Below are 25,852 nucleotides of genomic sequence, written 5' to 3'. Positions count from 1 at the left end.
CCGGCACGGTCGTACTAGGATCGCACGACAGGAACGGACGAAGAGCGCCACTGAAAGCGCCATCACCGGGAGGGATCTGTTTGGTGGCTACCAGTCTTGAAGTGCGCGGCGTGTCCTTGCGATTCGGCGGCGTTCGTGCGCTGACCGATGTCGGCTTCGCCATCAGGGAAGGCGAGCTGTTCTCGATCATCGGCCCCAACGGCGCCGGCAAGACCTCGATCGTGAACTGTATTTCCGGCCGCTACAAGCCGACCGAAGGCCAGTTGTTCTACCAGGGCCGCGACATCACCGGCCTGACGCCCAACGCGCGCGCTTCGCTCGGCATCGGCCGCACCTTCCAGAACCTGGCGCTGTTCCACCACATGAGCGTGCTCGACAACATCATGGTCGGCCGCCATCACCTCCTGAAGAACAATTTTCTCACGGGCTCGCTGTACTGGCTCACCGGCGCGCGCAAGGAAGAGCTCGAGCACCGCCGCAAGGTGGAAGAAATCATCGATTTCCTCGACCTCCAGTCGGTGCGAAAGGCGCCGGCCGGCACCCTCTCCTACGGCTTGCGCAAGCGCGTCGAGCTCGCCCGCGCCATGGCGCTGGAGCCGCGCCTCATTCTCCTCGACGAGCCGATGGCCGGCATGAACTTCGAGGAGAAGGAGGACATGGCCCGGTACATCGTCGATCTCAACGAGGAGTTCGGCATGACCGTGGTGATGATCGAGCACGACATGGGCGTGGTGATGGACATCTCCCACCGCGTCATGGTGCTGGATTTCGGCCGCAAGATCGCCGAGGGCGATCCGGCCGCCGTGCTCGCTGATCCCCACGTCAGGCGCGCCTATCTCGGCGAAGAGGACGAGGTGCTGGTCGACCCTGACGATGCGCCGCCGGCGCAGGAGAGCGCGGCATGATGGATTACGCAGGCCGCGTCGCGCAGGCCAATACCTATCCCAAAATGCTTCGGCTGAATGCGAAGGAGTATGGCAACGAGATTGCGTTGCGCGAGAAGGATCTCGGGCTGTGGCGCCCGTTCACCTGGAATGACTACCAGGCACGGGTGCGCGACTTCGCGCTCGGCCTCATCGAACTGGGCCTTGGACGCCAGGACGTCATCGGCATCATCGGCGACAACCGGCCGGACTGGGTCGCGGCGGAAATCGCCACTCATGCGGTTGGAGGCTTGAGCCTCGGGCTCTACCGCGACGTGCTCGACGAAGAAGCTTCGTATCTCCTCAATTATGGCGAGGCGCAGCTCGTTTTCGCCGAGGACGAGGAGCAGGTCGACAAGCTGCTCACCCTCGCAGACCGCGTGCCGAAGCTGAAGCACATCATCTATTCCGATCCGCGCGGCATGCGGAAATACGACGATCCGCGTTTGATGTCGGCGGAGACGTTTACCGAACTCGGCCGGGCGCGGGCTGCGCGCGAACCGGAACTTTACGACCGGCTGGTGGACGCGACCAAGGGCGAGGACGTCGCGGTCCTCTGCACGACATCGGGCACCACCTCGCATCCAAAGCTTGCGATGCTCGCCGCCGGCCGCGTGCTCGGCCATTGCGCGACCTATCTCGCCTTCGACCCGAAAGGACCGGACGACGAATACGTGTCGGTGCTGCCGCTGCCCTGGATCATGGAACAGGTCTATGTACTCGGCAAAGGCCTCTTGTGCCGGATGAAGATCAACTTCGTCGAAGAGCCCGAGACCATGATGAACGATCTGCGCGAGATCGCGCCGACGTTTGTCCTGTTTGCGCCGCGCGTTTGGGAATCGATCGCCGCCGACGTCCGCGCCAGGGTGATGGACGCAACGCCGTTCAAGCAGCGCCTGTTCGACATCGGCATGAAGAGCGGGCTTGCCGCGCTCGAACAGGGCGAGCGTTCCGGCTTTGCCGACGCGATCCTGTTCCGTGCATTGCGCGACCGCCTCGGCTTCACCCGCCTGCGTTCAGCCGCAACCGGCGGCGCGGCACTCGGCCCCGAGACCTTCAAGTTCTTCCAGGCCATGGGCGTGCCGCTGCGCACGCTCTACGGTCAGACCGAGCTGCTGGGGGCTTACACGCTGCATCCTGCGGGCAAGGTCGACCCCGACACGACGGGCGTGCCGATGGCCGACAGCGTCGAGATCCGCATCGACAATGCCGACGTCCACGGCGTCGGCGAGATCGTGGTGCGGCATCCCAACATGTTCCTCGGCTATTACAAGAACCCGGAGGCGAGCGTCGCCGACGTCAGGGACGGCTGGATGCTGTCGGGCGACGCCGGCTATTTCAACGCGAATCGCCAGCTCGTGGTCATCGACCGCATCAAGGATCTCGCCGAGACCTCGCGCGGCGAGCGCTTCTCGCCGCAATTCATCGAGAACAAGTTGAAGTTCTCGCCCTATATCGCCGAAGCCGTGGTGCTGGGCTCGGGGCGCGACGCGCTCGTCGCAATGATCTGCATCCGCTACTCCATCATCTCGAAATGGGCGGAGAAAAACCGGCTCTCGTTTACGACCTACAGCGACCTGGCCTCGCGGCCCGAGGTTTATGCGCTGCTCAAGAAGGAAGTCGAGACCGTCAACGCGACTCTGCCGCCGGCACAGCGCATCTCCCGTTTCCTGCTGCTCTACAAGGAGCTCGACGCCGACGACGGCGAACTCACCCGCACGCGGAAAGTGCGCCGCAGCGTCATCAACGAAAAATACGAAGGCATTATCGACGCGATCTACCGCGGCCAGGCCGACATCCCCGTGGACACCGTGATCCGCTTCCAGGACGGCAGCACGCAGCGCGTACGTACAACGCTGAGGGTCGTGGACCTGGGCGGACCCGGGCACATGGCGGAGGCCGCGGAGTGAGCCTACTTCGAACCGAGAGCGCGATGCGGGTCGATGCGTCCTCTCCCCTTGCGGGAGAGGGCATCTACGCTATTAGCCAAGACCTCCCTCGGGTGAGGGGTCCTCTCTCCCCGCCCTTACTGCTGAGACAACCCCTCACCCGTCTTCGCTTCGCGAAGCCACCCTCTCCCACAAGGGGAGAGGGGAAGAGCGCGCCGGATTGGTCAGCGAGCACCACTTCATGAACACCGCCTTCCTCATCCAGCTCCTGGTCAACGGCCTCGTGGTCGGCACGCTCTATGGCGTAGTCGCGATGTCCTTTGTGCTGATCTACAAGGCTAGCCAAGTCGTCAATTTCGCGCAGGGCGAGCTCTTGCTTGTCGGCGCCTGGGTGTGCTGGACCTTGCTCGCGAAATACCAGGTGCCGTTCTGGATCGGCATGCCGATGACGCTGGTGTTCATGTTTGTGTTCGGCATCGCGGTGCAGGTCCTGATCCTGCGACCGATGATCGGTGAACCCATCATCTCGGTCATCATGGTGACGATCGGCCTCTCCACCGTGCTGCAGGCGACGCTGAAATGGATGTTCGGTGTCAATCCACAGCCGTTCCCGCGCGTGTTCGAGAGCCAGTCCGTCAGCCTGCTCGGGCTCCAGATCCAAACGGTCTATGTCATGAGTCTCGTGGTCTCGGTCGCGATGATGATTGGCATGGCCTGGTTCTTCCGCGCCTCGAAGTACGGCCTTGCGATGCGCGCCACCGCGTTCAACCAGCAGGTGGCACAGTCGCTCGGCATTTCCGTGAAAAGCGTGTTCGCGATGGCCTGGGCGATCTCAGCGACGGTTTCCGCAGTCGCGGGCGTCGTCGTTGCCGTGGTGAACGGCGTCTCGTCCGGGTTGGCCGGCTACGGCATTAAGGTGTTTCCGGCGGCGATCCTCGGCGGACTCGATTCCGTCGGCGGCGCCGTGCTCGGCGGCATCATCATCGGCCTGCTCGAGAACATCGCGCAATATATCGACAGCGAATACCTTCACTGGGGCAATCTCTACGAGATCGCGCCGTTCTACGTCCTCATCATCGTGCTGATGATCAAGCCCTACGGCCTGTTCGGCACCCACGACATCGAGCGGATCTGATCCATGGCCGGCCCTGTCCTCATCCCTGCTGGTGACTTCCGCACCTCCTATGCGGCCGACACCACGATCTTTCCGACCACGAGCAGCCGCAATTTTGCGATCGTCGGCGTGCTGCTGCTGTGCTTCGCGCCCCAGTTCTTCAGCGGTTACTGGCTCAGTATCCTGATCCAGATCGGCATCTTCTCGATCGCGGCGCTGGGGCTGAACATCCTGGTCGGCTTTACCGGCCAGATCTCGATCGGCCATGCCGCCTTCTTCCTGCTCGGCGCTTTCACCTCGGCCTACATCTCAAACAACGCGCCGATCCCGGTGTTCTTCGCGATCCCGCTTGCCGGCATCATCACGGCGCTGGTCGGGCTGATCTTCGGCATCCCGGCGGCGCGCCTGAAGGGGCTCTACCTAGTGATCGCGACACTGGCCGCGCAATACATCCTGCTCGACTTCTTCTCCCGCGCTGAGTGGTTCACCGGCGGCTCGGTGCCGGCGAGCGCAAATACATTCTCGATCTTCGGACACACGCTGCGCGGCGACAGGCAGTATTTCTACGTTGTGCTGGCCTATGTGCTGGCGAGCTACATCCTCGTCACCAACCTGATGCGTACCCGCGATGGCCGTGCGCTGGTGGCGATCCGCGACCATTATCTCTCCGCCGAGATCATGGGCATCAATCTCACGAAGTATCGCACGCTGTCGTTCGGCCTTGCCGCGTTCTTCGCCGGCATCGCCGGCGCGCTCTATGCGCACTACCAGCTCGTGGTATCGCAAGAGGGTTTCGGCATCGAACGTTCGATCCTGTTCCTCGCCATGATCATCATCGGCGGCACCGGTTCGATCATGGGCACGCTGATGGGCACCGCGTTCGTGGTGCTGCTGCCCGAGACGATGGAGTTCCTCAGCGTTGCGCTGAAGGGCGGCGCAATCGACAAGGCGCTGTCGCTCAACAACAACATCACCTTCCTGCGCGAGATCGCGATCGGGGTGATCATCATCGCGTTCCTGATGTTCGAGCCCGACGGGCTCGCCCATCGCTGGCGACAGATCAAGGCGTACTGGAAACTCTACCCGTTCTCGCATTGAGCGCGGGCAACTCGCTAACCAACAAATAAACAGGAGGAGGCAACCCATGAAGACAAAATCCCTTTTGAGCACCGCGTCGCTGGCGCTGGCGATCGCCGCATTCTCGGCAAGCGCGCAGGCGCAGATCGCGATCGGGCACCTCGCCGATTATTCCGGCGGCACCTCCGACGTCGGCACACCCTATGGCCAGGCCGTCGCCGACACCTTCGCCTGGGTCAACAAGAACGGCGGCGTCGGCGGCAAGCAGCTCAATGTCGACACCAACGATTACGGCTACCAGGTGCCGCGCGCGATCGCGCTCTACAAGAAATGGTCGGCGCCTGACGGCAAGGTCGCCGCGATCATGGGCTGGGGCACCGCGGACACCGAGGCGCTGACCGGCTTCCTCGCCCAGGACAAGATCCCTGACATGTCCGGCTCCTATGCCGCCGCGCTCACCGACCCCGAAGGTATCAGCGGCAAGGCCAAGCCCGCGCCGTACAATTTCTTCTACGGCCCGAGCTATTCGGACTCGCTCCGCGCTATGCTGATGTGGGCGGCCGAGGACTGGAAGGCCAAGGGCAAGCCCGGCAAGCCGAAATTCGTCCACATGGGCGCCAACCACCCCTATCCGAACGCACCGAAAGCCGCCGGCGAAGCCATGGCGCAGGAACTCGGTTTCGAGGTGCTACCGCCGCTGGTTTTCGCGCTCGCGCCGGGTGACTACAGCGCGCAGTGCCTGAGCCTGAAATCCTCGGGCGCCAACTACGCCTATCTCGGCAACACCGCCGCGTCCAACATCTCGGTGATGAAGGCCTGCAAGACGGCCGGAGTCGACATCCAGTTCATGGGCAATGTCTGGGGCATGGACGAGAACGCCGCCAAGACCGCCGGCGATGCCGCCGATGGCGTGATCTTCCCGCTGCGCACCGCTGTGAGCTGGGGCGGCGATGCGCCCGGCATGAAGACCGTGATGGAGATCTCGAAGATGTCCGACCCGACCGGCAAGGTCTATCGGCCCGTGCACTACATCGCGGCGGTGTGCTCGGCGCTCTACATGAAGGAGGCGATCGATTGGGCCGCCAAGAACGGCGGCGCCACCGGCGAGAACGTCGCCAAGGGCTTCTACCAGAAGAAGGACTGGGTGCCAGCCGGCATGGAAGGCGTCTGCAATCCCTCGACCTGGACCGACAAGGACCACCGCGGCACGCTGAAGGTCGACCTCTACCGCACCAAGATTGCGGGCGCGACCGACGGCGACCTCAACGACCTCATGGCCAAGGGCGCGATCAAGCTCGAGAAGGTCAAGACCGTCGAGCTCCCGCGCAAGCCGGAATTGCTGGGCTGGTGAGCCTCGCTTTCGCCCTCCGCACAACTATCATCCCCCGCCTTGTGCGCAGCGCGCACTGGAGCGGGGGATCCAGTCCGCCGCGGCTTCCCGGTGAATCTCCGGCGTCTCTGGAATACTGGGTCACCCGCCCCAGTGCGATTGCGCACAAGGCGGGTGACGACATCGAGAGAGTAACTGACCATGAGTGAAGCGGCTCACATCGAGCGCCCCTCCCCCGGCGTTGTACCCGCGCCGCCCCTCCTTGCCGTGCGCAACATCGAGGTCGTCTATGACGACGTCATCCTGGTGCTGCGCGGCCTCAGCCTTGACGTGCCCAAGGGCGCGATCGTGGCGCTGCTCGGCGCCAATGGCGCCGGCAAGTCGACGACGCTGAAGGCGATCTCCGGGCTGCTCAAGACCGAGGACGGCGAAGTCACGCGCGGCGAGATCCTGTTCGAGGGCGAGCGCATCAACGGCATCGATCCCGACAAGATCGTCCGCCGCGGCATCTTCCAGGTGATGGAGGGCCGGCGCATCGTTGCCGACATGACCTCGCTGGAAAACCTCAAGCTCGGCGCATTCACCCGCAGGGACCGCGAGGTCGGCGCCGATCTCGATATGGTCTTCGACTATTTCCCGCGCCTGAAGGAGCGCACCGGGCTTGCCGGTTATCTCTCCGGCGGCGAGCAGCAGATGCTCGCGATCGGTCGCGCGCTGATGGCTCGCCCGAAGATGATCCTGATGGACGAGCCATCGATGGGCCTGTCGCCGCTGCTGGTGAAAGAGGTGTTCTCGATCATCCACAAGATCAATCGTGACCTCGGCGTCACCATTCTCCTGGTCGAGCAGAACGCCCGCGCCGCGCTGTCGGTGGCAAGCCACGGCTACATCATGGAGCAGGGCAAGGTCGTGCTCGACGGAACCCCCGACGAGTTGCGCGACAATGAGGACGTCAAGGAATTCTACCTCGGCGGGGCTGGCGACCAGCGGAAGAGCTTCAAGAACCTCAAAAGCTTCAAGCGACGCAAGCGCTGGCTCTGACATGTCGTTTTCGAGCGAAGTGGGGACCGGTTCGCGTGAAGCAAACGCGTCAACACAACACACTCTTACTGCAGCACCTGTTCCGCCTCCGTGACTGCGCAGAGAACATGATAGAACGACGACGCAGGAATGGTGTCGATCAGCGATTTGCCATCGCGCTCGAACTGGTCGTACCAGCCGCCCCGCACGGGATGGCTGAGATAATGCCGTTCGAGCCGCGCCAGCGCCATGCGCGCCTCGTCCGCCGCGCCCGCCTCGCCGGATTCGGCCTGCGCGATCCACGCCTTCGCAATCTCGGTCTGTGGCCACAGCCGGCGCGTAGTGCGGCGAATGTTGCCTGCGTCGTCACCCTCGTCGATCAGGCAGCCGGTGGCCTCGTCGCGATATCGCAGCGCGGTTTCCAGCAGCTCGGCGCGCCGCTGTCCGGTCGGGCAGCCCGTGATGCGTTCGAACCCCTTCAGCAACCAGACCCATTCCGCCTGGTGGCCCGGCTCGACGCTGACCGGCGCGATCTTCGACCAGTCCTCTTCGAAATATTCGCCGAGCGCGCGCGTCCGCTTGTCGTAGAGATTGGCGAGGAACAGCGCGAAGAACTCGCCGGCACGGTTCTGGAAAGACAAATCGTGGGTCGCGTCGAAGCAGGCGATCATCGCCTCGAACAGATGCATGTGCGGGTTCTGCCGGCGCGGCAGCGAGACCGGAAGGCCTTCGTGGACGCCGCCGTGCGGCGAGCGCAGATGGCCGTCGAGGAAGGCGAGCAGCGCGTCGATCTCGGCGCGAACCTGTGCATCCTGGTCGAGCGCGTAGACGGTCGCGAGCGCAAACAGGATGAAGGCGTGGTCGTAGGCATCGCGGCGGGCGTCCAGCACCGCACCCTGCGGCGTCAGCCGGTGCACGTAGCCGGGCCGGCCGTCGGGGGCCTTTGCTTTGGCAAGCAGATGCTCGAGCCCCTTCAGTGCGACGGCGCGCCCCTCAGGGTACCAGCCCATCTGCGCAGCCTTGGCGTAGCACCAGATCTGGCGGGCCTGCACGAACACGCGCCGCGGCGCGGCGCTGTCCGCCGTGCCGTCACGATGCAGCCGATCCATGAAACCACCCGCGCCATGGTCCCAACCGACCGTCGACCACAGCGGCAGCGCCTCGTCGATCATGCGGCGCTTCAGGCGTGCGACGACGTCCGCCGCACTGATTCCCTCGTCCGCCATCGCGTCCTCTTCAAACCTCGTCCATGGCCGTCTGATACCCATGCCGGCGGCGGCGCGCAACGGATGCCAACCCGGAAAGATCAGCCATGACCGCCCATTACGACGCCCTCGAGACGCGCGAACAAGCCGCGCGCGAGGCCGATCTGTTCTCCCGCCTGCCAGGCGTGCTGCGCTCTGCGATGACCGCGCCCGCCTATGCCGATCGGCTGAAAGGCGTCGATCCGGCCGCCGTGACCTCCAGGGCGGCCCTGGCGGGCCTGCCGGTGCTGCGCAAGTCGGAACTGCCGGCCCTGCACAAGGCCTCCGCGCCCTTTGGGGGGTTGGTCGCGGCGGCGCCCGGTTCGTTCGCCCGCCTCTTCACCTCCCCAGGGCCGATTTTCGAGCCGGAGGGGCGGCAGGCTGACCCCTGGCGCGGCGCACGGGCGCTGTTCGCGGCCGGGTTCAGGCCCGATGACATCGTGCTCAACACCTTCAGCTATCATCTCACCCCCGGCGGCTTCATCTTCGATGCGTCGGCCCGCGCGCTCGGTTGCGCCGTGATCCCGGCAGGTCCAGGGAATACCGAGCAGCAATTCGAGCTGATCGAGGCCTACCGTCCCGTCGGCTACAGCGGCACGCCGGACTTCCTGAAGATCTTGCTCGATGCTGCTGCAAGCTCGGGCCGCGACGTCTCCTCGATCAAGCGCGCGCTGGTCTCGGGCGCGGCGTTCCCGCCCTCGCTCCAGGCCGAGATCAAGGGGCGCGGCATCGACGCCTACCAAGCCTTCGGGACCGCCGATCTCGGCCTCATCGCCTTCGAGACCGCGGCGCGCGAGGGCATGGTCGTGAACGAGGACCTGATCATGGAGATCGTCAAGCCCGGTACCGGTGATCCCGTGGCACCCGGCGACGTCGGCGAGATCGTCGTGACCTCGCTCGACCCGCACCATCCCTGGATCCGGCTCGCTCTCGGCGACCTCACCGCGGCGATGCCGGGCACCAGCCCGTGCGGGCGTACCAACATGCGCATCAAGGGCTGGATGGGCCGCGCCGACCAGACCACCAAGGTCAAGGGCATGTTCGTCCGCCCCGAGCAGGTCGCCGACATCGCCAGGCGCCACCCCGCGCTCGGGCGCCTGCGCCTTGTCGTGTCACGCCATGGCGAAAGCGACGCGATGACGCTAAGGGCGGAGACGGCTGCGGCGAGCGAGGCGTTGCGCGACGAACTCGCGGCCAGCTTGCGCGCCGTGACCAAGCTTGGCGGCGCCGTCGAGCTGGTGAGCCCGGGCGCGCTGCCGAACGACGGCAAGGCAATCTCCGACGAGCGCTAACCGCTGCCGGGTCGGACGATTCCGACTGCTCCTGCCGACGAAGTGAGTCGTCATTGATCGACGTCAATGACGATTGGCGCCTGCCATCCGAATAAGGCAGCGGTCCTTAAAGGCGGAGCCATGACATCGCATCCGTATTCGTACGATCACCTGCCGGTCATCAACTATCCTCACCACCCCGCCTACGGCACCGCTTTCCCGAAGCCGAGCCTCGGCGACCGCGTCGCCGCGCTAGCGAAATTCGCATCGGGCTTTGCGATCATCGCGGCGCGCCTGGTGGCCGATTACGAGCATCTGCCGCGTCCCAAGGACAGATCGAACAAGGTCGCCGAGTTGATCCGGCGCTCGCCGACCTATCTGGGGCTGATCGCGACACAGAAGCTGCGGCGACTGATGCGCCGGCCGGCGGAGCCGGTGACGGCGGCCGGGACCAGCGTGCTGAACACGCTTAACCTCGACGGCATCGCGGGTTTGCGGTTGCCGGCGGAACAGCTCGGCCGCGTCCGCGACCTGCTTTCCCCGCACTACCGCACGCTGGAAGCAAGGCTCGCGCAAAAGACCCCGGATCAGCGCCATTTTGACGAGACGCGGCTGTGGCTAGACAAGGACGTCTGCCCGGAAGTCTATGCCTATTTCAACCAACTGGCGGCCGAGCTTGGCGTCATCGAAGCTAGCGCTTATCTCGGTCGTCCGGTGGCGATCGCCCATGTGGTGCCGCAGATCAATGACCCGAACGACGCGTTCTGGTCGAATCACTTCAGCGACGTTGGCGTTGCCGACTCGCCCGTGACTATTGTCACGTCGATGCGACCTACAATCTCCTGAAGTTCATCATCTATGTGAGCGAGGTCGGGCCCGACAACGGCCCGTTCACCTATGTTCGGGGAACGCATCGCGCGAGCCGCAACTTCTGGGACGGCCTGATCCGGCGCGCCAACGACTATGCCGGCCTGTCCTGGACCAAGCCGCAAAGCCGCCGGCTATTCAATGCGTTCCCAAAGTTCCTGCAGCGTAAGGCAGCGTTCGGCGTCGACCTGCCGGCTGGCAACGAATATGCCGACACTATCCTCGGCAACGAATGGCGCCTGACCAGCGACCAGGGCGACGCGGTGCTGTTCGATCCGTTCGGGATCCACCGCGGCGGCATGGTGCGCGACCGCCGCAGGCTAGCGGTGACCATGATGCTGACGGAGCCGACGTAACCGCCAAGCCCGGTCGGAATTCGCCGACATCCTTGACAATCCGCCGCCAGGACGGCGAACAAGGGCCGCAAACAACTATTGTGGCACCCCATGATGACGACATCGAGACGCCCGGCCGTCTTCTTCGACCGCGACGGCGTCCTCAATCACGACGTGGGCTACCTTTTTGAGGCCAGCAAGTTCAAATGGATGGACGGTGCGCGCGAGGCGGTCAGGCTCGTGAACGAGGCCGGCTATTTCGCCTTCGTTATCACCAACCAGTCCGGGGTCGCCCGCGGCTTCTATTCGGAGAGCAACGTTGACGCCCTCCACCGCTGGATGGCGGAGGAACTCGCCGCGGTCGGCGCGCATATCGATGCGTTCGAATATTGTCCCGACCATCCCGAGGCCGCCGTCGAGCGCTACCGTCGCGACAGCGGCCGGCGCAAGCCCGCACCCGGTATGATCACTGACCTGATGAAGCGCTTCCCCGTCGCAGCCGACAGAAGCCTCCTGATCGGCGATCAGGACCGCGACCTGGAGGCAGCGCGCGCAGCCGGCGTCCGCGGCCTGTTGTTTCAAGAAGGCAATCTCGCGACTTTCGTGGGAGAGGCGCTGAAGCTCACCTGAGGCACCCGCTCCCGTTCGGCTGGAGCGGCCGGAACCGGGGATTCGTCTGCCAGGCCTCGGCAGGCGCCCTCCCCGCCCGCTCAAACTCCCTTAACCAATTGGAAATACGAAGGAATTTAGTTGGCAATCGCGTCTTGCTGGAAAACAAGACACCGCAAGAAAAGTAGGATACGCAACCTCCCTCAATCCCAAGCCGGGTGCCTGGAAACAGCTATGACTGCGCAAGACTCCAAACAGCGCGTCGCCTTGATCACCGGTGTGACCGGCCAGGACGGCGCCTATCTCGCCGAGTATCTGCTGTCGCTCGGCTATGTTGTGCACGGGATCAAGCGGCGTTCGTCCTCGTTCAACACCGCGCGGGTCGATCATCTCTATCAGGACCCGCATCTGGGGAACGTGCCGTTCCTGATGCACTACGGCGACATGACCGACTCGACCAATCTGATCCGCCTGGTGCAGCAGATCCGGCCGACCGAGATCTACAATCTTGCCGCCCAGAGCCACGTCGCCGTCAGCTTCGAGAGCCCGGAATACACCGCTAACGCCGACGGCATCGGCGTGCTGCGCCTGCTGGAAGCGATCCGCATCCTCGGCATGGAAAAGGAGACGCGGTTCTACCAAGCCTCGACCTCCGAACTCTATGGCCTCGTCCAGGAGATCCCGCAGAAGGAGACCACGCCGTTCTATCCGCGCTCGCCCTACGGCGTCGCAAAACTCTACGGCTACTGGATCACGGTGAACTATCGCGAGGCCTATGGCATGTTCGCGAGTAACGGCATCCTGTTCAACCACGAGAGCCCGATCCGCGGCGAGACCTTCGTCACCCGCAAGATCACGCGCGGCGTCGCCCGCATCGAGGTCGGCCTCGAACAGACGCTCTATCTCGGCAATCTCTCGGCCAAGCGGGACTGGGGCCACGCCCGCGACTATGTCGAAGGCATGCACAAGATCCTGCAGGCCGACAAGCCGGACGATTTCGTGCTCGCCACCGGCGAGATGCACTCCGTGCGCGAGATGGTCGAGCTGTCGTTCGCGCAGGTTGGCCGCCGCATCGAATGGCGCGGAGAGGGTGTTGACGAGACCGGCGTCGACACCAAGACCGGCAAGACGGTGGTGAAGATCGATTCGACCTATTTCCGCCCCACCGAGGTCGATCTCCTCGTCGGCGACGCCAGCAAGGCGCGCGAGGTGCTTGGCTGGACGCCGAAGCGGAGCTTTGCAGAGCTCGTCGCGGAGATGATGGCAAGCGATCTGGCGGACGCAAAACGGGACGCGGCGAGTGGCAAACGCACCGTTTGAGCTGAAAGGCAAAAGCGTCTACGTCGCTGGCCATCGCGGCATGGTCGGCAGCGCGCTTGTGCGCCGGCTCGAACGGGAGGAGGTCAAGCTCGTCACCGTGGACCGGCGCGAGGTCGATCTCTGCAACCAGGCCGCGGTGTTCGACTGGTTCGCGAAGACGCGGCCGCAGGTGATCTTCCTTGCCGCGGCAAAGGTCGGCGGCATCGCCGCCAACAACACACTGCGGGCAGAATTCATCTACGACAACATCGCGATCGCGACCAACGTGATCCAGGCCGCGCATCAGAACGGCGCCGAGAAGCTGATGTTTCTGGGCTCATCCTGCATCTATCCGAAAATGGCGCCGCAGCCATTGCGAGAAGATTCGGTCCTGACGGGCCCGCTTGAGCCGACCAACGAGCCCTATGCGATCGCCAAGATCGCCGGGATCAAGATGGCCGAGGCCTATCGCAGCCAGTATGGCAGCGACTTCATGAGCGTGATGCCGACCAATCTCTACGGCCCCGGCGACAACTATCATCCCGAAATGAGCCATGTGGTCGCGGCCCTGATCCGGCGCTTCCACGAGGCCAAGCTTACGGGCGCGAAGAGCGTCGTGGTCTGGGGCACGGGCACGCCGCGGCGCGAGTTCCTTTATGTCGACGACATGGCGGATGCCTGCGTGCACCTGATGAAGACCTATTCGAGTGCCGAGCTGGTCAACATCGGCACCGGAGAGGACATCACCATCGCCGAGTTCGCGCGCTTGGTTGCCGACATCGTCGGTTACAGCGGCGAGATCACTTTCGACAGCTCGCGGCCCGACGGCACGCCGCGCAAGCTGCTCGACATCAGCCGCCTCGCCAAGCTCGGCTGGCGCCCCAGGACCTCGCTGGAAGACGGCATCCGCAGCGCCTATGCGGCCTATCTGGCGGAGAGCCAGGCCAAAGGGCTCTCACAGCCTCACGCCTGACCGGCGAGGATCGTGCTCGCACATGGATACTCCCGCAAGACTGATGATCGCGGCCCAGTTCTACCCGCCCGATGCGTCCACGACTGCGGTCTATGTCGGCAAGATCGCCGAAAGCCTCGCAAGGGATCGTCAGGTGGTCGTGATCTCCGCGACACCAGGCTCGCGCGCAGCCGGTCAACCCGGCAAGCCCGAGGTGGTCGAACTCAAGAGCTGGAATCCGCGCAAGGCCGCGATTGTCCAGCGCGCGGCGGCCATCTGCCTGCTTGCGGCCCAGATGTTCTTCTCCGTCCTGCGGCGGGCAAGGCCAGGAGACATCGTCTTCTGCGTCACCACGCCGTTCACCCTGCCCTACACGGTGCTCCTCGCAGCCAAGCTGCGGGGCGCAAAGACCATGCTGCTCATCTACGACCTCTACCCGGAAGCGCTCGAAGCAGCCGGCATGGTTCGCTCCAACTCGCTTGCGGTCCGGCTCATCCGCTTTGCCAACACGCTGCTATTCCGGCGTCTGGACGCGATCGTCGTGATCGGCCGCGACGTGCCGCCGCTCATCGAAAAATATAGCGGGGTCGTCGCCAATCAACTCCACTTCATTCCGAACTGGGCGCTGATCCCGATTGGCTATCGCGAGATCGATCCAGCCAACCGCTTCCGCGCACCGGATCCTTCCCGATTCATCGTCGGCCTGTCGGGCAATCTCGGCTTCACCCACGACCCCGTCACCGTCTTCGAAGCGGCCCGCCTGCTGCGCGACGAGACGGACATTCATTTCGTCCTGTCCGGCTGGGGCGTTGGCTGGGGCGTGCTAAACGACCTCCATGCCAAGGACAGGCTTGAGAACGTGACGATGCTCGAACCGGTGCCGGAAGACGAGCTCGTCGAATTCCTGGCGGCCGCCGATCTGTGGGTCATTCCCTATCGCCGGCATATCGCTGGCGTATCGATCCCGAGCCGGCTCTACAACGTCCTCGCCGTTGGCCGGCCGGTGGCCGTCACCTCGGAAGCGAATTCGGAAGGCGCGCTCGTGCTCGGTGAAGAGGCGATCGGATGGGTCGTCCCGCCGGAAAATCCCGCCGAGCTTGCATGCGCCATTCGCGAGGCGGCGCGCGATCGACAGGCCACGATAGACAAGGGCGTTCATGCGGCCGGCGTCGCCGAGAAATATCGCGAGGATGTTGCTCTGGCCCGCTATCGCGAGGTCGTCAGCGTCGTCAGCCAGGGAAAGACCCGCCGGTGAGTGCGTCACTCGCCGAGACAGTCGCTGCCGCGGCGAACGCGCTTGTAGAGTTCGACGGCAAGCGGCGTGCGCGCGTCGAGGCCACCATGATGGTCCCTCTCCCCGGCACGATCAGCCGCCCGTCCGTCTTGCAGCGCCGCGCGCGGATTTCAAGCATGCACAGCCCTTCCTGGGCACCTTGCCTGTCCGGTGGGCTTGCGGTATCCACCGCTTGCCTTCCGCGCAGGAGAATCCAATGTCGAGCACCGGCCAGACGCTTTATCGACGCGCGCGCAGGGTCATGCCCGGTGGAACGCAATTGCTCTCAAAGCGGCCGGAAATGTTCCTGCCGGAACAGTGGCCGACCTATTTCAAATCGGCCAAGGGCGCCGAGGTTACAGATCTCGACGGCAAGACCTATCTCGACATGAGCTATTGCGGCATCGGCGCCACGATTCTGGGCTTTGCCGATCCCGACGTCGATGCCGCGGTGAAGACCGCGATCGACATGGGCTCGATGTCGACCCTGAACTGCGCCGAGGATATCGAGCTCGCGGAACTCCTGGTCGAGCTGCATCCCTGGGCCGACATGGTGCGCTTCGGCCGCGCCGGCGGCGAGGCCATGGCGATCGCGGTGCGCATCGCTCGCGCCGCGACCGGCCGCGACATGGTGGCGTTCTGCGGCTATCACGGCTGGCACGACTGGTACCTCAGCGCCAATCTCGGCGAGACCACCGCACTGGACGGACATCTGCTGCCGGGCCTCGATACCAAGGGTGTGCCGCGCGGCCTCGCCGGCCTGATGCACCCGTTCCACTTCAACAAGCTCGACGAGATCGAGGCGATCGTCGCCGCTCATGGCGAGCGGCTGGCCGCGATCGTGATGGAGCCGGTACGCTCCAGCGAGCCCGAGCCCGCCTTCATCAAGGGCATCCGTGCCCTCGCCCACCGCAGCGGCGCCGCGCTGATCTTCGACGAAGTGACGTCGGGCTTCCGCATCAATTCCGGCGGCGCACATCTCGCCTATGGCATCGAACCCGACATCGCCGTGTTCGCCAAGGCCATCGCCAACGGTTTCCCGATGGCTGCGATCGTCGGCCGCGCCTCGGTGATGGACGCCGCCCAAGAGACCTTCGTCAGCTCGACGGCATGGACCGAGCGCGTCGGCCCGGTCGCAGCGCTTGCCACCCTGCGCAAGCATCGCGAGCAGAACGTCGCCCGCCACCTGATGCGGATCGGCACTCGCATCCAGAAGGGCTGGACTGAGGCGTCGCAGGTTACCGGACTGTCACTGCATGTCTCCGGCATCTCGCCGCTCGGCCATTTCGCCTTCGATCTGCCCGACGCGCAGGAGGTGCGCACTCTTTTCACGCAGATGATGCTGGACCGCGGCATCCTCGCCACCGGCTCGTTCTACGCGATGTGGTCGCATACCGACGCCCATGTCGACCGCTATCTGGAAACGGTGACGGAAGTGTTCCGCGAATTGCGCACCGCCGTAGACCAGAAGGCCGTCAAGCAGCTGCTGCGCGGCCCGGTGGCGCATTCCGGATTCAAGCGGCTGACCTGATCAGGTCCCAACGCCAAAGATATCCCGCACCACGTTGCGCGAGGTCTTCGATCGCGCCGCCTTGGGATAGATTCCGTGCAAGATGCTGTCGGCGGCAAGCGCACCGCCGTCAATGACGATCGCGCCGGTCGACACGAAAGTGTTGTCGCCCACGGCGGTCTTGCCGATGACGCGGCTGCCGCCATACATCACGATGCCGCGGCCGAACGACGGGTAGTCGTTGTCGAGGTTCGCCCCCACCGTGCAATTGTGATAGCAGATGAAATAGTCCGAATAGCTGGCGCGGCCGAGCACGGTGCCGACCGGATGCTGGACCGCGAACACGTCAGGCAGCTCCACCTCGTAGAACGCGTCGAGCGCGTGCAGCGCCTTGTTCAATGCATACGCCTTGTCCGCGATGGGGTGGCCCGGCCATTCGCGAAAGGCTGAATTGGCAAGGAAATAGAGGAAGATCGCATACTGGTCGGAGTGCCAGTGCGAGAATCGAGCCTCGCCGTTCGAAAAGAACCCTTTCAGCCGCAGCCGCGAAAAGCAATGGTCGACCCGGCCGAGTGCAAGTTCGACGAATTTCGGGAGGTCGCCGAGGTCTGCGCGATCAGGAAATAGGTTCTCGAACTGCTTTCGCACATAGATCGCAAGATCGGTGCGGGCCAGGGAAAGCTGCACGGTGCTAATTCCTGCTCGAGAAGCTAGCGCGCACGTCGAGACCGCGCGAGAACAAATGACTACGCAACTTTATCGGGCTGTGATCGGTAAAGAGGAACATCGAGGAGATCGCCACCGCCGACGCTCCAGCCTCGAGTGCGTCGATCGCATGCTGGAGCGAACCGCAGCCGCCGGAGACGATCAGCGGCACGCTCAAGACGCTTGCCGCCTTGTGGATCAGTTCGAGATCGTAACCACTCATGGTGCCATCGCGGTCGATCGAGCCGAACAGCACTTCGCCACAGTGCAGGTCTTCGCAGCGCTGCGCCCATTCGATCGGATCGAGCGCGACATGCTCGCGGCCTCCGTCGATAAAAACGCTGGCGTGGTTGGGGCTGATCCGCTTGTAGTCGATCGACACCGTCATGCACTGGTCGCCGAATGTGCGTGCTGCCTCGCGCAAGAACTCCGGGCGCCGCACGGCCTCCGAATTCACCGACACCTTGTCGGCGCCGGCGCGGAGCAGCATGTTGACGTCGTCGAGCGTCTTGACCCCGCCGCCCACCGTGAAGGGCATGAAAATCTCTTCCGACATCCGTTCGATGATGTCGACCACGCGGCCGCGCGAGGCCGCGCTCGGCACGATGTCGAGCACGATCAACTCGTCGACACCGTAGTCGTTATAGACTTTAGCGGTCGTCACCGGATTGCCGGCGGCGCGCTCGTTCTCGAAGAAGCGGACATATTTGACGAGTCTGCCGTCGCGCAGCAGAAATTTCGGGATCAGGCGCTTCTTCAACATCGCGAGAACTTCAGGGATTCCAGCGCAGGAAATTGCTCATCAGCTCGATCCCGGTGTCCTGGCTCTTCTCGGGATGGAACTGCGTGGCGGCGATATTGTCCCGTGCGATGATTGCGGTCACCGATTGGCCGTACTGGGCGAAGCCGACCACATCGCCCGCATCCCTGCAACGCATCGCGAAGGAGTGCACGAAATAGAAGGCCAGATTGCTCTCGCGGATGTTGGCAAGGATCGGATGGTCGCGCTCCTTCGCCACCATGTTCCAGCCCATATGCGGGATCTTCAAAGCGGGATCGTCCGGCATCAGCCGCAGGACGTCGGCATCGAACCAGCCGAGCCCACGATGCGCCACGCCGTCGTCGACATGCTCCTCGGACGTGTTGGCGAGCAGCTGCATCCCGAGGCACACGGCTAGGAAGGGCTTGCCCTTCTCGCGGACGTGGCGCTCCAGCATCTCGTCGATGCCACGGGCGCGGATGTTACTCATCGCATCGCCGAACGCACCGACGCCGGGGAGGATGACGTGGGAAGCATCCGCGATCGCGTCAGCATCATGGGTTACGACCGGATCGAAGCCGCAATATTCGACGGCGTTCTTCACCGAGCGCACATTGTTGATGCCGTAATCGACGATCGCTACGCCTGACATCGCCTGCTCCCCGGCGTTTCGACGCGCCGCCCGTCAATCCTCGCCTAGCCCTTGCCGCCGCCGATCTCGACGCCGGGATGGTTCGGCCACGGCACTTGCGTGTTGTTCCACTTGTCCATGTCCGGCATGCGGCGTCCCGGCTCGACCGTGTTCGGCGAGAACTGCCAAGGGCTGACCTCGTGCTTGATCGCAATCCCCAGGAACTGCTCCTCGGTGAGTTGGAGATAGTCGAGGAACAGATCGAGGCTCGGCGGCCGCTTGCCATCGAACTCGCGCACCAGCGCTTCGCCCTGCTCGCGGGTCATGCGCTTGTTACGGATGTCGATATTGGCGAGATGGTTGGTCCGGCCCATGCCGCGCTTGATGTACTTGAGGTAATCGCGCACGCCCTGGAAAAAGCACTCGATCTTCTCGTAATCGTACTCCGGCGGAATGCCCTCGACCTCCTGGCCTTTCCAGCCGAGCTCGCGCTTGATGATCTCAACGTGCTTCTTGGTGTCCCACTTGATGTAGCTGCCGAGACAGATCGAACGGCACTTGATCCGCATCAATTCCTTGCGCGGCGGATAGACGAACGGATACAGGTCGCGCTTGGCCACGCGGCCCCCCAGAAACTCGTACATGTCGTCGGCGGTGATGCCGAGATTCATCGCGCGGTTGAAGCGCTTCTCGTCGACCTCTTCCATCTCGTCGTAGGAATAGAATGACTGGTATTCGGCCAGACTCTCGCCCCAGAACAGCAGCGGCGTCTCGTAGCGGATCGCGATCTGCATGGTGTGCGCGTAGATGCCGGTGTGGCAGTGCCAGCAGAAGTCGCCTCGGCGCTTCAGCGATTCCAGCATCAGCTCACGCACAACATGCCAGTTCGGCGTGAAGTTCAATACGTCGACGCCGAGTTGCTTGAACACGCTGGTGTTGTTCTCTTCGATCAGCGGACGGTAGAACCAGTGATCGAAGCGCACCACCAATGGCTTCAGACCGAGCTTCTTGACGACGTACCAAAGCTGGAAGACGCTGTCCTTGCCGCCCGAATAGGGCACGATGCAGTCGTACAGGCCTTTGTCGCGGTATTGCGCGACCAGTTCCATCATTTGGTCATGGCGCTCGTCCCAATTGATCTGGGTGTCACGGACCTCGATCTGGGCACAGACGCTGCACGAACCGGCGTCGTCGAACGATGTGGCCTCTGCCGTTTCCGGCAATAAGCACTTGCTACAGCTCAACATTTCGGAGATTCTCGCAATTGCATGATTTGCTGTCGGCTTACCACGCCGTCCAGCCTCCGTCGACAGCAATGCACTGGCCCGTCACATAGGCTGCCAAGTCGCTCGCAAGGTAGGCCACAGCGCCCTTCATATCGTCCTCGCGCGCCATGCGGGCAAGGGGCGTCCGGGCCACATAGCGGCTGAAAAACGGCTCCGCCGTGGCCCTGAAGACCCCGCCAGGCGCGACCGCATTGACCCGGACCTTTGGCGCCATCGTGGTCGCCAGCCAGCGCGTCATCTGGATCAGCCCGCCCTTGCTCGCGGCGTAGGCCGCCGGGTTCCCCAGCGCCGTCCCCTCGTAGAGACGCCAGTCGGGTCCGGCGAGGCCGTAGATCGAGGAAATATTGATCACACTGCCATGGCCCGATTTGGCGAGGTCGTCGGCCGCGGCCTGGATCAGCACGAAGGGCGCGGTAAGGTTGACCTCGATCGCCCGGCGCCAGGTCACATCCGACTGCTGTTCGAACGGGACCGCCCAGCCGTCGAGTCCGCTGGTGCCAACGAAGGCCGCACAATTGACGATGATGTCGATGCCCCCAAATGCCTCGAGCACCCGGCGCGGCAGATTCTTCACGGCGTCGCCTTGCTCAAAATCGCAGTCGAACATCGTGGCCTTGACGGTGTGATCGGTGGCCAGCTTCGCCGCAGCCTCGGTGCCCGCGGACGTCGCAATATCGACCAGTGCGATGCTGGCACCAAGCTCTGCAAGACCTGACGCGATGGCGCGGCCGATATGACCGGCGCCGCCGGTGACAACAGCGACGCGGCCGTGGAGCGACATCATCTCGCGGAGCGAACGTTCGGTGCTCATCCAAAGATCCTCTGGAATTCGTCGGAGGCACGCTGCAGATCGTCGAGACGGCCGACGTCGATCCAGTATTCCCGCAACGGGAATACGACCGACGGCTTGCCCTTGGCGATGGTGCGCTCGATCAGGGTCGGCATGTCCACGGCTTCGTTGGCGTCAAGATGATCGAGCACGCCGGGATCCAGCAGATAGACGCCGGCATTGACGAAGAACTTTTGCGTCGGCTTCTCGCGGATGCCGAGCAGGCGATGGTCGTCGAAATCGATCACGCCGAACGGCACGGTCACCGAATGCTCGCGCACGCAGACGGTGGAGAAGGCCTGATGTTCGCGATGATATTTCAGCATCTGCTCGAAATTCACGGTGGTCAGCAGGTCGCCGTTCATGACGAAGAACGGCTGCGCGGGCCGCTCCGGCAATAGCGACAGCGCGCCTGCGGTGCCGAGCCGCGCATTCTCCTGGAGATAGTTGATCTCGACACCCCAGGCCGAGCCATCGCCAAAATAGTCCTGGATCATGTCGGCCTTGTAGTTGACCGAGATGAAGAACTTGCCGAAGCCGGCCTTGACGAAGCCGCCCAGCACGGTCTCCAGGATCGGCTTGTCGCCGACTCGGATCAGCGGCTTCGGGATGTCGTCGGTGAGCGGCTTCAGCCGCGAGCCGAGGCCGCCGGCCATCAGCACGACCCAATGATCGGATTGCTGCGCGAGCGCGAGATCGTCGATCAGACGGACCTCGACCACCCGCCCCTCCGCATCGACCAGCGGAAGCTGGTGGATCAAATGTTTGCGCATCAAATTGAGCGCAGCCGGATTCGAGATGCCGACGGGCGCCGTGATCGGCGTGCGGTTCATCACCAGGCTGACGGAGGCGTCGAGACCGGTGCCGCCGAGCAGCGCGCGCCGCACGTCGCCGTCGGTGACGGTGCCGACGATTTTGCCGTCTCGCTCGACGATGGCGAGTTGCAGGGTGCCCTGATCGATCCGCCGCAGCGTCTCGATCAGAGGTGTATCTTCATTGACGACGAACGCGCCCTTCATGACAAACCAATCCTATTCGTTGCCGGCGAACCCGCCGGCCGCGACATCCTTTGTAACCACCGCGCCCGCCGCGACGACGGCTCCGGCGCCCACTTTGACGCCGACCAACACCACGGCGCCAGCGCCGACATGGACGCTCTCGCCGATCGACACGCCCCCGCACAGCACCGCCCCCGGCGCGATATGGGCGTGATCGCCGACAATGCAATCGTGCTCCACCACCGCGCGCGTATTCACCAGCACGTTCCGCCCGATCCGCACCGCCGGCTGGATCACAGCACCCGCCATCACCTGCACCCCGTCTCCGAGTTGTGCATCGGAAGCGATGACGGCAGACGCATGCGCGATCACGGGAAACTTGTAACCCTGCGCGGCAAACCGCTCGAACAGCGCGCTCCGGCCCGACAGCCCCGAATCGCGGCGCGAGGCGCGATTGCCAAGACCATTGGCAAGCTCGACCGTGTCGGCGGGCATCTTCAAAACGTCGTCGTCTGATCCGGTGATCTCAACGCCACCGATGGTCTCACCGATGCGCGCGGCGTCGCAATCGGCGACGGCTGCGGGATGGATACCACGGCTCAGTAATGCTTCGATGACGACGCGGGCGTGACCGCCGGCGCAGAGCACGATCAGGCTCATGGCTCGAGCGCCTCGTTGGCCGCATAGTCGCGCGGGGCGGTCTTGCCGAGATAGCTCCAATATTCGATCGGCGGAACGCCGCTACCCGGGCGCTTGACGCCGAGGTTGTCTTCCGTAAAGCGCTCGCCGGCGCGCACCGGGCGCAACACGACGAGGCTGCGGCGCGCCACCGCTCGGTTTGGAATCTCCTCCGGCGCCGGCACCTTGCGGCCATCGCCGAGCGCGGCCTCGACATCACGGATCGAGGCGATCATCGCCGCCATCTCGTTAGGTTCGATCGAGGCGCGGTGATCGGGACCCGGCAAATTGCGATCGAGCGTCAGATGCTTTTCGATGACGGTGGCACCGAGCGCTACGGCGGCGGATGCGATGTGGATGCCGCGGCTGTGGTCGGAGAAGCCGACAGGCAAGCCGAACGCATCGCGCAGCGTCGCCATAGCCCGCAGATTGATCGATTGCGGGTCGGCCGGATATTCCGTAGTGCAATGCAGCAGCGTGATCTTGGCACGCAACTCCGTCCAGGTCGCGCGGTCCAGCAGCAGATTTGCGAACGCGACGCGCGTCGGCCGCACCGTCGCGTCACGAAGATAGCCGAAGGCGATGACGCCGAGCGCCTGCTCCACTTCGGCGAGCGTCCCCATCCCGGTCGACAAGATGATCGGCAGCCGGAACCGCGCCAGATGCAGCAGCAGCGGCGCATTGGTGAGATCGCCCGAGCCGACCTTCAGCGTGGACACGCCGACGCGGCGGACCAGATGCATGGCGCTGTCGACATCGAACGGCGTCGACATATAAGTGATATTGGCAGACGCACAGGCTGCGGCGATCTGCTCCTCGTCCTCAGGGCTGAGCTCCAGAGCGCGCAGCATGTCGAGCTGCGACTGCGCCGCACCGGTGGTCGCCCGCTGGTAGCTCGCCTTTGCGGCCTCGGCGGTTGCGAGCTTATCGGCTCGGAACGACTGAAACTTGACCACATCGGCCCCGGCCCGCGCCGCCGCCGCCACCAGCGCCAGCGCCCGTGCACGGTCGCCGTTGTGGTTGACGCCGGCCTCAGCAATGATCAGGGTTTTGCGATGCATGGGGTTTCGTCGCTGGGCGGAGCGAAATCGGCCGCCAATCAAGCAGTTGTCTTAGTGGAGCGCGCTGGTAAAAGCAACGCAAGCGGACGGTTTGCAGCGTTCCCCAGGGTGACCCGCAACAGCCCGTTGAGCGACGAATTACGCCGATTCGCGACGACGAGACACAGGATAGTCAGAGCTTATGACGAACTCGCCTGAGATATTGTTCCTGCTGGTCGGCCGCGGTGGATCGAAGGGCCTGCCCGGCAAGAACCTGCGCGAGATCGGCGGCCTCAGCCTGACCGGCTACAAGGCGATTGCCGCAAAACAGTCCCGCTACTGCTCGCGCCTAATCGTGTCTAGCGACAGCCCCGAGATCCGCGCCGAGGCGACGCGGCACGGCGCCGAAATGCTGTTCGAGCGGCCGGCCGAGCTCGCGACCGACACCGCCTCCTCCAATGACGTGGTGCTGCACGCCATGGACTGGATCGAGACGCATGAGAAGCGGCGCTACGACGCCATCATGCTGCTGGAACCCTCCTCGCCCTTCGCGACGCCCAAGCATTTCGACGAGGCCGTTGAGTTGTTCGCCGCGCGCAAGGCGAGCCTCGTGGTCGGCATGCGCGAGACCGAGGTCTCCTCGATCTTCGTGGGCACGCTCGGCACGGACGGCTCCATCGGCGGCATCGTCGAGAAGATGCTGACGACGACGGCCCAGCGGCGACAGGACCAGGCCATCGAAGTCACCATGAACGGCGCGCTCTATCTTGTCGGCTGGGACGCGATGCGCAAGCATCGTAAGATCTACGCCGACCCGTTCGCGAGCTATGGCATCATGATGGACCGCATGCATTCGATCGAGATCGAGAGCGCGGCCGACCTCGCCTATGCCTCCTATGTCATCGAGCACGGTATGCTCGATGGTTCGCCATGGCGGAAGGCATGAGCGCACGCCGCCGGATCGCCGTCGTCACCGGCTCGCGCGCCGACTACGGATTGCTGCGGGGCATTTTGGCGCGGCTCAGGGCGGCCCACGACGTCGCGCTGAGCGTGATTGGCTGCGGCATGCATCTGGTGCCTCGCTTCGGCGAGACTTGGAAGATTATCGAGGCCGATGGCTTTCCGATCGCCGCGAAAATTGATCTTGCGCTTGACGACGATCGTGCCGAAACGATTGCGCGCGGCACCGGCATCGGCGTCAGCGGTTTTGCCGAGGCGCTGCCAAAGCTCGCACCCGACGTCCTCGTCGTGCTCGGCGACCGGTACGAGGTGCTGGCCGCCTCCGTTGCGGCGACACTGCTGAACATTCCGATCGCACACATCCATGGCGGTGAGATCACCGCGGGCGCTTTCGACGACGCGATCCGTCATGCCATCACCAAGATGGCCTGTCTGCATTTCGTTGCAGCCGAACCTTATCGCCGTCGCGTGATCCAGATGGGCGAGCAGCCCGATTTCGTGTTCAATGTCGGCGCGCCGGGCCTCGATCTGGCGGACAGCACGCCGACACTGACCCGCGCCGAGCTGTTCGCAAAGCTCGGCATCGGCGGTCCCGAGCGCTTCCTGCTGGTGACGCTGCATCCGACGACGGCGCAGCCGGAAGCCGACGCCGCCAACGTCACGGCCCTTCTCGGCGCGCTTGCCTACATCGAGGACCGGAGCTTCATCTTCACCGGGGTCAACGCCGATCCCGGCTATCGCGCCATCGACGATGCGATCAGGAGGTTCGTCGCTGCGCGACCCGATCGCGCCCATCTCTTCACCTCGCTCGGCAGCGAGCGTTACTGGTCCGCGCTGCGGCTTGCGGATGCCGTGGTCGGCAACTCCTCCAGCGGCATCCTGGAAGCCCCGGCCGTCGGTGTGCCCACGATCAATATCGGCGATCGCCAGAAGGGCCGGCTGCGGGCCGCCTCGATCATCGACTGCCCGGCCAATTCGCACCTCATCCTGGCAAGCCTCCGGCGCATCTTCGAGGGCCGGTTCCAGCCCGATCCGGCCCATGTGCCGCCCTACGGCCGCGGGGGCGCCTCCGAGGCCATCGCTGCAACCCTTCGAAAGATCGAGCTCAAGCGCGCTTTCCCGAAGTATTTCCACGACTTAGCGGCCACGCTGGAACCGCCCGGACCGGCCTTATAAGTCCTGGCCATTGTTGCCAGTGCCGCGCCCTAGGCTGTATAGATCGGGCGAGATTGAGACAAACCGCGCTCGTTCC

At 64.1% G+C, this 25,852-nt stretch carries 25 protein-coding genes; 16 read left to right on the top strand and 9 right to left on the bottom strand.

The genetic code is table 11. The annotated features are described in order from the left end of the window. Positions 1–83: 83 nt before the first annotated feature. The 6 genes from IVB54_RS13520 (at position 84) to IVB54_RS13495 (ending at position 7,374) form a co-directional block, all read left to right on the top strand. Positions 84–905: an ABC transporter ATP-binding protein gene (locus IVB54_RS13520; RefSeq protein WP_007601963.1), complete on the top strand. Its 822-nt coding sequence runs from the start codon at positions 84–86 to the stop codon at positions 903–905. Then, the gene (locus tag IVB54_RS13515) at positions 902–2,833 is read left to right on the top strand and encodes a long-chain fatty acid--CoA ligase (RefSeq protein ID WP_247547784.1); all 1,932 of its coding nucleotides are present in this window, start codon (positions 902–904) and stop codon (positions 2,831–2,833) included. Before IVB54_RS13520 ends, IVB54_RS13515 begins: the two co-directional genes overlap by 4 nt. A 220-nt stretch (positions 2,834–3,053) precedes the next feature. Next, the gene (locus tag IVB54_RS13510; RefSeq protein WP_247386207.1) at positions 3,054–3,947 is read left to right on the top strand and encodes a branched-chain amino acid ABC transporter permease; all 894 of its coding nucleotides are present in this window, start codon (positions 3,054–3,056) and stop codon (positions 3,945–3,947) included. A gap of 3 nt (positions 3,948–3,950) precedes the next feature. After that, positions 3,951–5,024 carry a branched-chain amino acid ABC transporter permease gene (locus IVB54_RS13505; protein WP_247547785.1) on the top strand — a complete coding sequence of 358 codons (1,074 nt, stop codon included), beginning with the start codon at positions 3,951–3,953 and terminating at the stop codon, positions 5,022–5,024. A 46-nt stretch (positions 5,025–5,070) separates the two neighbouring features. Then, entirely contained in the window at positions 5,071–6,354 is a 1,284-nt protein-coding gene (locus IVB54_RS13500; protein ID WP_247386204.1) for an ABC transporter substrate-binding protein, read from the top strand. 180 nt (positions 6,355–6,534) lie between these two features. Further along, positions 6,535–7,374: an ABC transporter ATP-binding protein gene (locus IVB54_RS13495; RefSeq protein WP_247547787.1), complete on the top strand. Its 840-nt coding sequence runs from the start codon at positions 6,535–6,537 to the stop codon at positions 7,372–7,374. Between the two features lie 65 nt (positions 7,375–7,439). On the opposite strand, the gene IVB54_RS13490 is transcribed toward IVB54_RS13495, so the two are convergent. Then, entirely contained in the window at positions 7,440–8,579 is a 1,140-nt protein-coding gene (locus IVB54_RS13490; protein WP_247547788.1) for an AGE family epimerase/isomerase, read from the bottom strand. Between the two features lie 86 nt (positions 8,580–8,665). Here IVB54_RS13490 and IVB54_RS13485 point away from each other — a divergent pair, with 86 nt between their 5' ends. From IVB54_RS13485 to IVB54_RS13450, 8 genes are all read left to right on the top strand, one after another. Then, entirely contained in the window at positions 8,666–9,889 is a 1,224-nt protein-coding gene (locus tag IVB54_RS13485; protein WP_247378082.1) for an AMP-binding protein, read from the top strand. 120 nt (positions 9,890–10,009) lie between these two features. Beyond that, positions 10,010–10,714, top strand: coding sequence for a hypothetical protein (locus IVB54_RS13480; protein ID WP_247777288.1), 705 nt, complete (start codon positions 10,010–10,012; stop codon positions 10,712–10,714). A gap of 14 nt (positions 10,715–10,728) precedes the next feature. Beyond that, positions 10,729–11,091, top strand: coding sequence for a hypothetical protein (locus tag IVB54_RS13475; RefSeq protein WP_247777287.1), 363 nt, complete (start codon positions 10,729–10,731; stop codon positions 11,089–11,091). Between the two features lie 90 nt (positions 11,092–11,181). Continuing rightward, on the top strand, positions 11,182–11,700 hold the full coding sequence (locus IVB54_RS13470; RefSeq protein ID WP_247777286.1) for an HAD family hydrolase: 519 nt from the start codon (positions 11,182–11,184) through the stop codon (positions 11,698–11,700). A gap of 213 nt (positions 11,701–11,913) precedes the next feature. After that, entirely contained in the window at positions 11,914–12,999 is a 1,086-nt protein-coding gene (gene gmd / locus IVB54_RS13465; protein WP_247455175.1) for a GDP-mannose 4,6-dehydratase, read from the top strand. Continuing rightward, the gene (locus tag IVB54_RS13460) at positions 12,980–13,951 is read left to right on the top strand and encodes a GDP-L-fucose synthase (protein WP_276577067.1); all 972 of its coding nucleotides are present in this window, start codon (positions 12,980–12,982) and stop codon (positions 13,949–13,951) included. The genes gmd and IVB54_RS13460 overlap by 20 nt, the downstream gene beginning before the upstream one ends. A gap of 22 nt (positions 13,952–13,973) precedes the next feature. Next, positions 13,974–15,185, top strand: a complete 1,212-nt coding sequence (locus IVB54_RS13455) for a glycosyltransferase family 4 protein (protein WP_247378089.1) — start codon at positions 13,974–13,976, stop codon at positions 15,183–15,185. A 235-nt stretch (positions 15,186–15,420) separates the two neighbouring features. Beyond that, entirely contained in the window at positions 15,421–16,734 is a 1,314-nt protein-coding gene (locus IVB54_RS13450; protein WP_247455176.1) for an aminotransferase class III-fold pyridoxal phosphate-dependent enzyme, read from the top strand. Here IVB54_RS13450 and IVB54_RS13445 read toward each other — a convergent pair whose 3' ends face one another. From IVB54_RS13445 to neuB, 8 genes are read right to left on the bottom strand one after another with little or no spacing between them, the layout of a single operon-like run. Continuing rightward, complete coding sequence (locus tag IVB54_RS13445) at positions 16,735–17,400, bottom strand: hypothetical protein (RefSeq protein ID WP_247378091.1); 666 nt, start codon at positions 17,398–17,400, stop codon at positions 16,735–16,737. Positions 17,401–17,404: 4 nt separating this feature from the next. Next, complete coding sequence (locus tag IVB54_RS13440; protein ID WP_063995631.1) at positions 17,405–18,181, bottom strand: imidazole glycerol phosphate synthase cyclase subunit; 777 nt, start codon at positions 18,179–18,181, stop codon at positions 17,405–17,407. Positions 18,182–18,191: 10 nt separating this feature from the next. After that, positions 18,192–18,830 (bottom strand): imidazole glycerol phosphate synthase subunit HisH, encoded by a 639-nt coding sequence (gene hisH / locus IVB54_RS13435; protein WP_247378092.1) that lies wholly within the window; start codon positions 18,828–18,830, stop codon positions 18,192–18,194. Between the two features lie 44 nt (positions 18,831–18,874). Next, the gene (locus IVB54_RS13430; protein WP_063995629.1) at positions 18,875–20,056 is read right to left on the bottom strand and encodes an N-acetyl sugar amidotransferase; all 1,182 of its coding nucleotides are present in this window, start codon (positions 20,054–20,056) and stop codon (positions 18,875–18,877) included. 37 nt (positions 20,057–20,093) lie between these two features. Next, a complete protein-coding gene (locus IVB54_RS13425) occupies positions 20,094–20,906 on the bottom strand; it encodes an SDR family oxidoreductase (RefSeq protein ID WP_247378093.1) in 813 nt (270 codons plus the stop codon). Then, positions 20,903–21,943: a nucleotidyltransferase family protein gene (locus IVB54_RS13420; protein WP_063995627.1), complete on the bottom strand. Its 1,041-nt coding sequence runs from the start codon at positions 21,941–21,943 to the stop codon at positions 20,903–20,905. Before IVB54_RS13420 ends, IVB54_RS13425 begins: the two co-directional genes overlap by 4 nt. 12 nt (positions 21,944–21,955) lie before the next feature. Continuing rightward, positions 21,956–22,582, bottom strand: coding sequence for a NeuD/PglB/VioB family sugar acetyltransferase (locus tag IVB54_RS13415; protein WP_247378094.1), 627 nt, complete (start codon positions 22,580–22,582; stop codon positions 21,956–21,958). Beyond that, complete coding sequence (neuB, locus tag IVB54_RS13410; RefSeq protein WP_247455184.1) at positions 22,579–23,661, bottom strand: N-acetylneuraminate synthase; 1,083 nt, start codon at positions 23,659–23,661, stop codon at positions 22,579–22,581. The genes IVB54_RS13415 and neuB overlap by 4 nt, the downstream gene beginning before the upstream one ends. A gap of 181 nt (positions 23,662–23,842) precedes the next feature. Between neuB and IVB54_RS13405 the strand changes: the two genes are divergently transcribed. Beyond that, on the top strand, positions 23,843–24,586 hold the full coding sequence (locus IVB54_RS13405; protein WP_247547792.1) for an acylneuraminate cytidylyltransferase family protein: 744 nt from the start codon (positions 23,843–23,845) through the stop codon (positions 24,584–24,586). Continuing rightward, positions 24,583–25,776 (top strand): UDP-N-acetylglucosamine 2-epimerase, encoded by a 1,194-nt coding sequence (gene neuC, locus IVB54_RS13400; protein ID WP_247777285.1) that lies wholly within the window; start codon positions 24,583–24,585, stop codon positions 25,774–25,776. The genes IVB54_RS13405 and neuC overlap by 4 nt, the downstream gene beginning before the upstream one ends. Positions 25,777–25,852: the final 76 nt, after the last annotated feature.

This window comes from Bradyrhizobium sp. CW1, from assembly GCF_023100665.1.
Classification (GTDB): Bacteria; Pseudomonadota; Alphaproteobacteria; order Rhizobiales; family Xanthobacteraceae; genus Bradyrhizobium; species Bradyrhizobium canariense_D.
This window is presented reverse-complemented; position numbering and strand designations above follow the sequence as displayed.

Bases quoted from the DNA above. Each gene is read 5' to 3' on its own strand.
- IVB54_RS13515 (WP_247547784.1), top strand. From the start codon at position 902: ATGATGGATTACGCAGGCCGCGTCGCGCAGGCCAATACCTATCCCAAA.
- IVB54_RS13510 (WP_247386207.1), top strand. From the start codon at position 3,054: ATGAACACCGCCTTCCTCATCCAGCTCCTGGTCAACGGCCTCGTGGTC.
- IVB54_RS13505 (WP_247547785.1), top strand. From the start codon at position 3,951: ATGGCCGGCCCTGTCCTCATCCCTGCTGGTGACTTCCGCACCTCCTAT.
- IVB54_RS13500 (WP_247386204.1), top strand. From the start codon at position 5,071: ATGAAGACAAAATCCCTTTTGAGCACCGCGTCGCTGGCGCTGGCGATC.
- IVB54_RS13495 (WP_247547787.1), top strand. From the start codon at position 6,535: ATGAGTGAAGCGGCTCACATCGAGCGCCCCTCCCCCGGCGTTGTACCC.
- IVB54_RS13490 (WP_247547788.1), bottom strand. From the start codon at position 8,579: ATGGCGGACGAGGGAATCAGTGCGGCGGACGTCGTCGCACGCCTGAAG.
- IVB54_RS13485 (WP_247378082.1), top strand. From the start codon at position 8,666: ATGACCGCCCATTACGACGCCCTCGAGACGCGCGAACAAGCCGCGCGC.
- IVB54_RS13480 (WP_247777288.1), top strand. From the start codon at position 10,010: ATGACATCGCATCCGTATTCGTACGATCACCTGCCGGTCATCAACTAT.
- IVB54_RS13470 (WP_247777286.1), top strand. From the start codon at position 11,182: ATGATGACGACATCGAGACGCCCGGCCGTCTTCTTCGACCGCGACGGC.
- gmd (WP_247455175.1), top strand. From the start codon at position 11,914: ATGACTGCGCAAGACTCCAAACAGCGCGTCGCCTTGATCACCGGTGTG.
- IVB54_RS13455 (WP_247378089.1), top strand. From the start codon at position 13,974: ATGGATACTCCCGCAAGACTGATGATCGCGGCCCAGTTCTACCCGCCC.
- IVB54_RS13450 (WP_247455176.1), top strand. From the start codon at position 15,421: ATGTCGAGCACCGGCCAGACGCTTTATCGACGCGCGCGCAGGGTCATG.
- IVB54_RS13440 (WP_063995631.1), bottom strand. From the start codon at position 18,181: ATGTTGAAGAAGCGCCTGATCCCGAAATTTCTGCTGCGCGACGGCAGA.
- hisH (WP_247378092.1), bottom strand. From the start codon at position 18,830: ATGTCAGGCGTAGCGATCGTCGATTACGGCATCAACAATGTGCGCTCG.
- IVB54_RS13430 (WP_063995629.1), bottom strand. From the start codon at position 20,056: ATGTTGAGCTGTAGCAAGTGCTTATTGCCGGAAACGGCAGAGGCCACA.
- IVB54_RS13425 (WP_247378093.1), bottom strand. From the start codon at position 20,906: ATGAGCACCGAACGTTCGCTCCGCGAGATGATGTCGCTCCACGGCCGC.
- IVB54_RS13420 (WP_063995627.1), bottom strand. From the start codon at position 21,943: ATGAAGGGCGCGTTCGTCGTCAATGAAGATACACCTCTGATCGAGACG.
- IVB54_RS13415 (WP_247378094.1), bottom strand. From the start codon at position 22,582: ATGAGCCTGATCGTGCTCTGCGCCGGCGGTCACGCCCGCGTCGTCATC.
- neuB (WP_247455184.1), bottom strand. From the start codon at position 23,661: ATGCATCGCAAAACCCTGATCATTGCTGAGGCCGGCGTCAACCACAAC.
- IVB54_RS13405 (WP_247547792.1), top strand. From the start codon at position 23,843: ATGACGAACTCGCCTGAGATATTGTTCCTGCTGGTCGGCCGCGGTGGA.
- neuC (WP_247777285.1), top strand. From the start codon at position 24,583: ATGAGCGCACGCCGCCGGATCGCCGTCGTCACCGGCTCGCGCGCCGAC.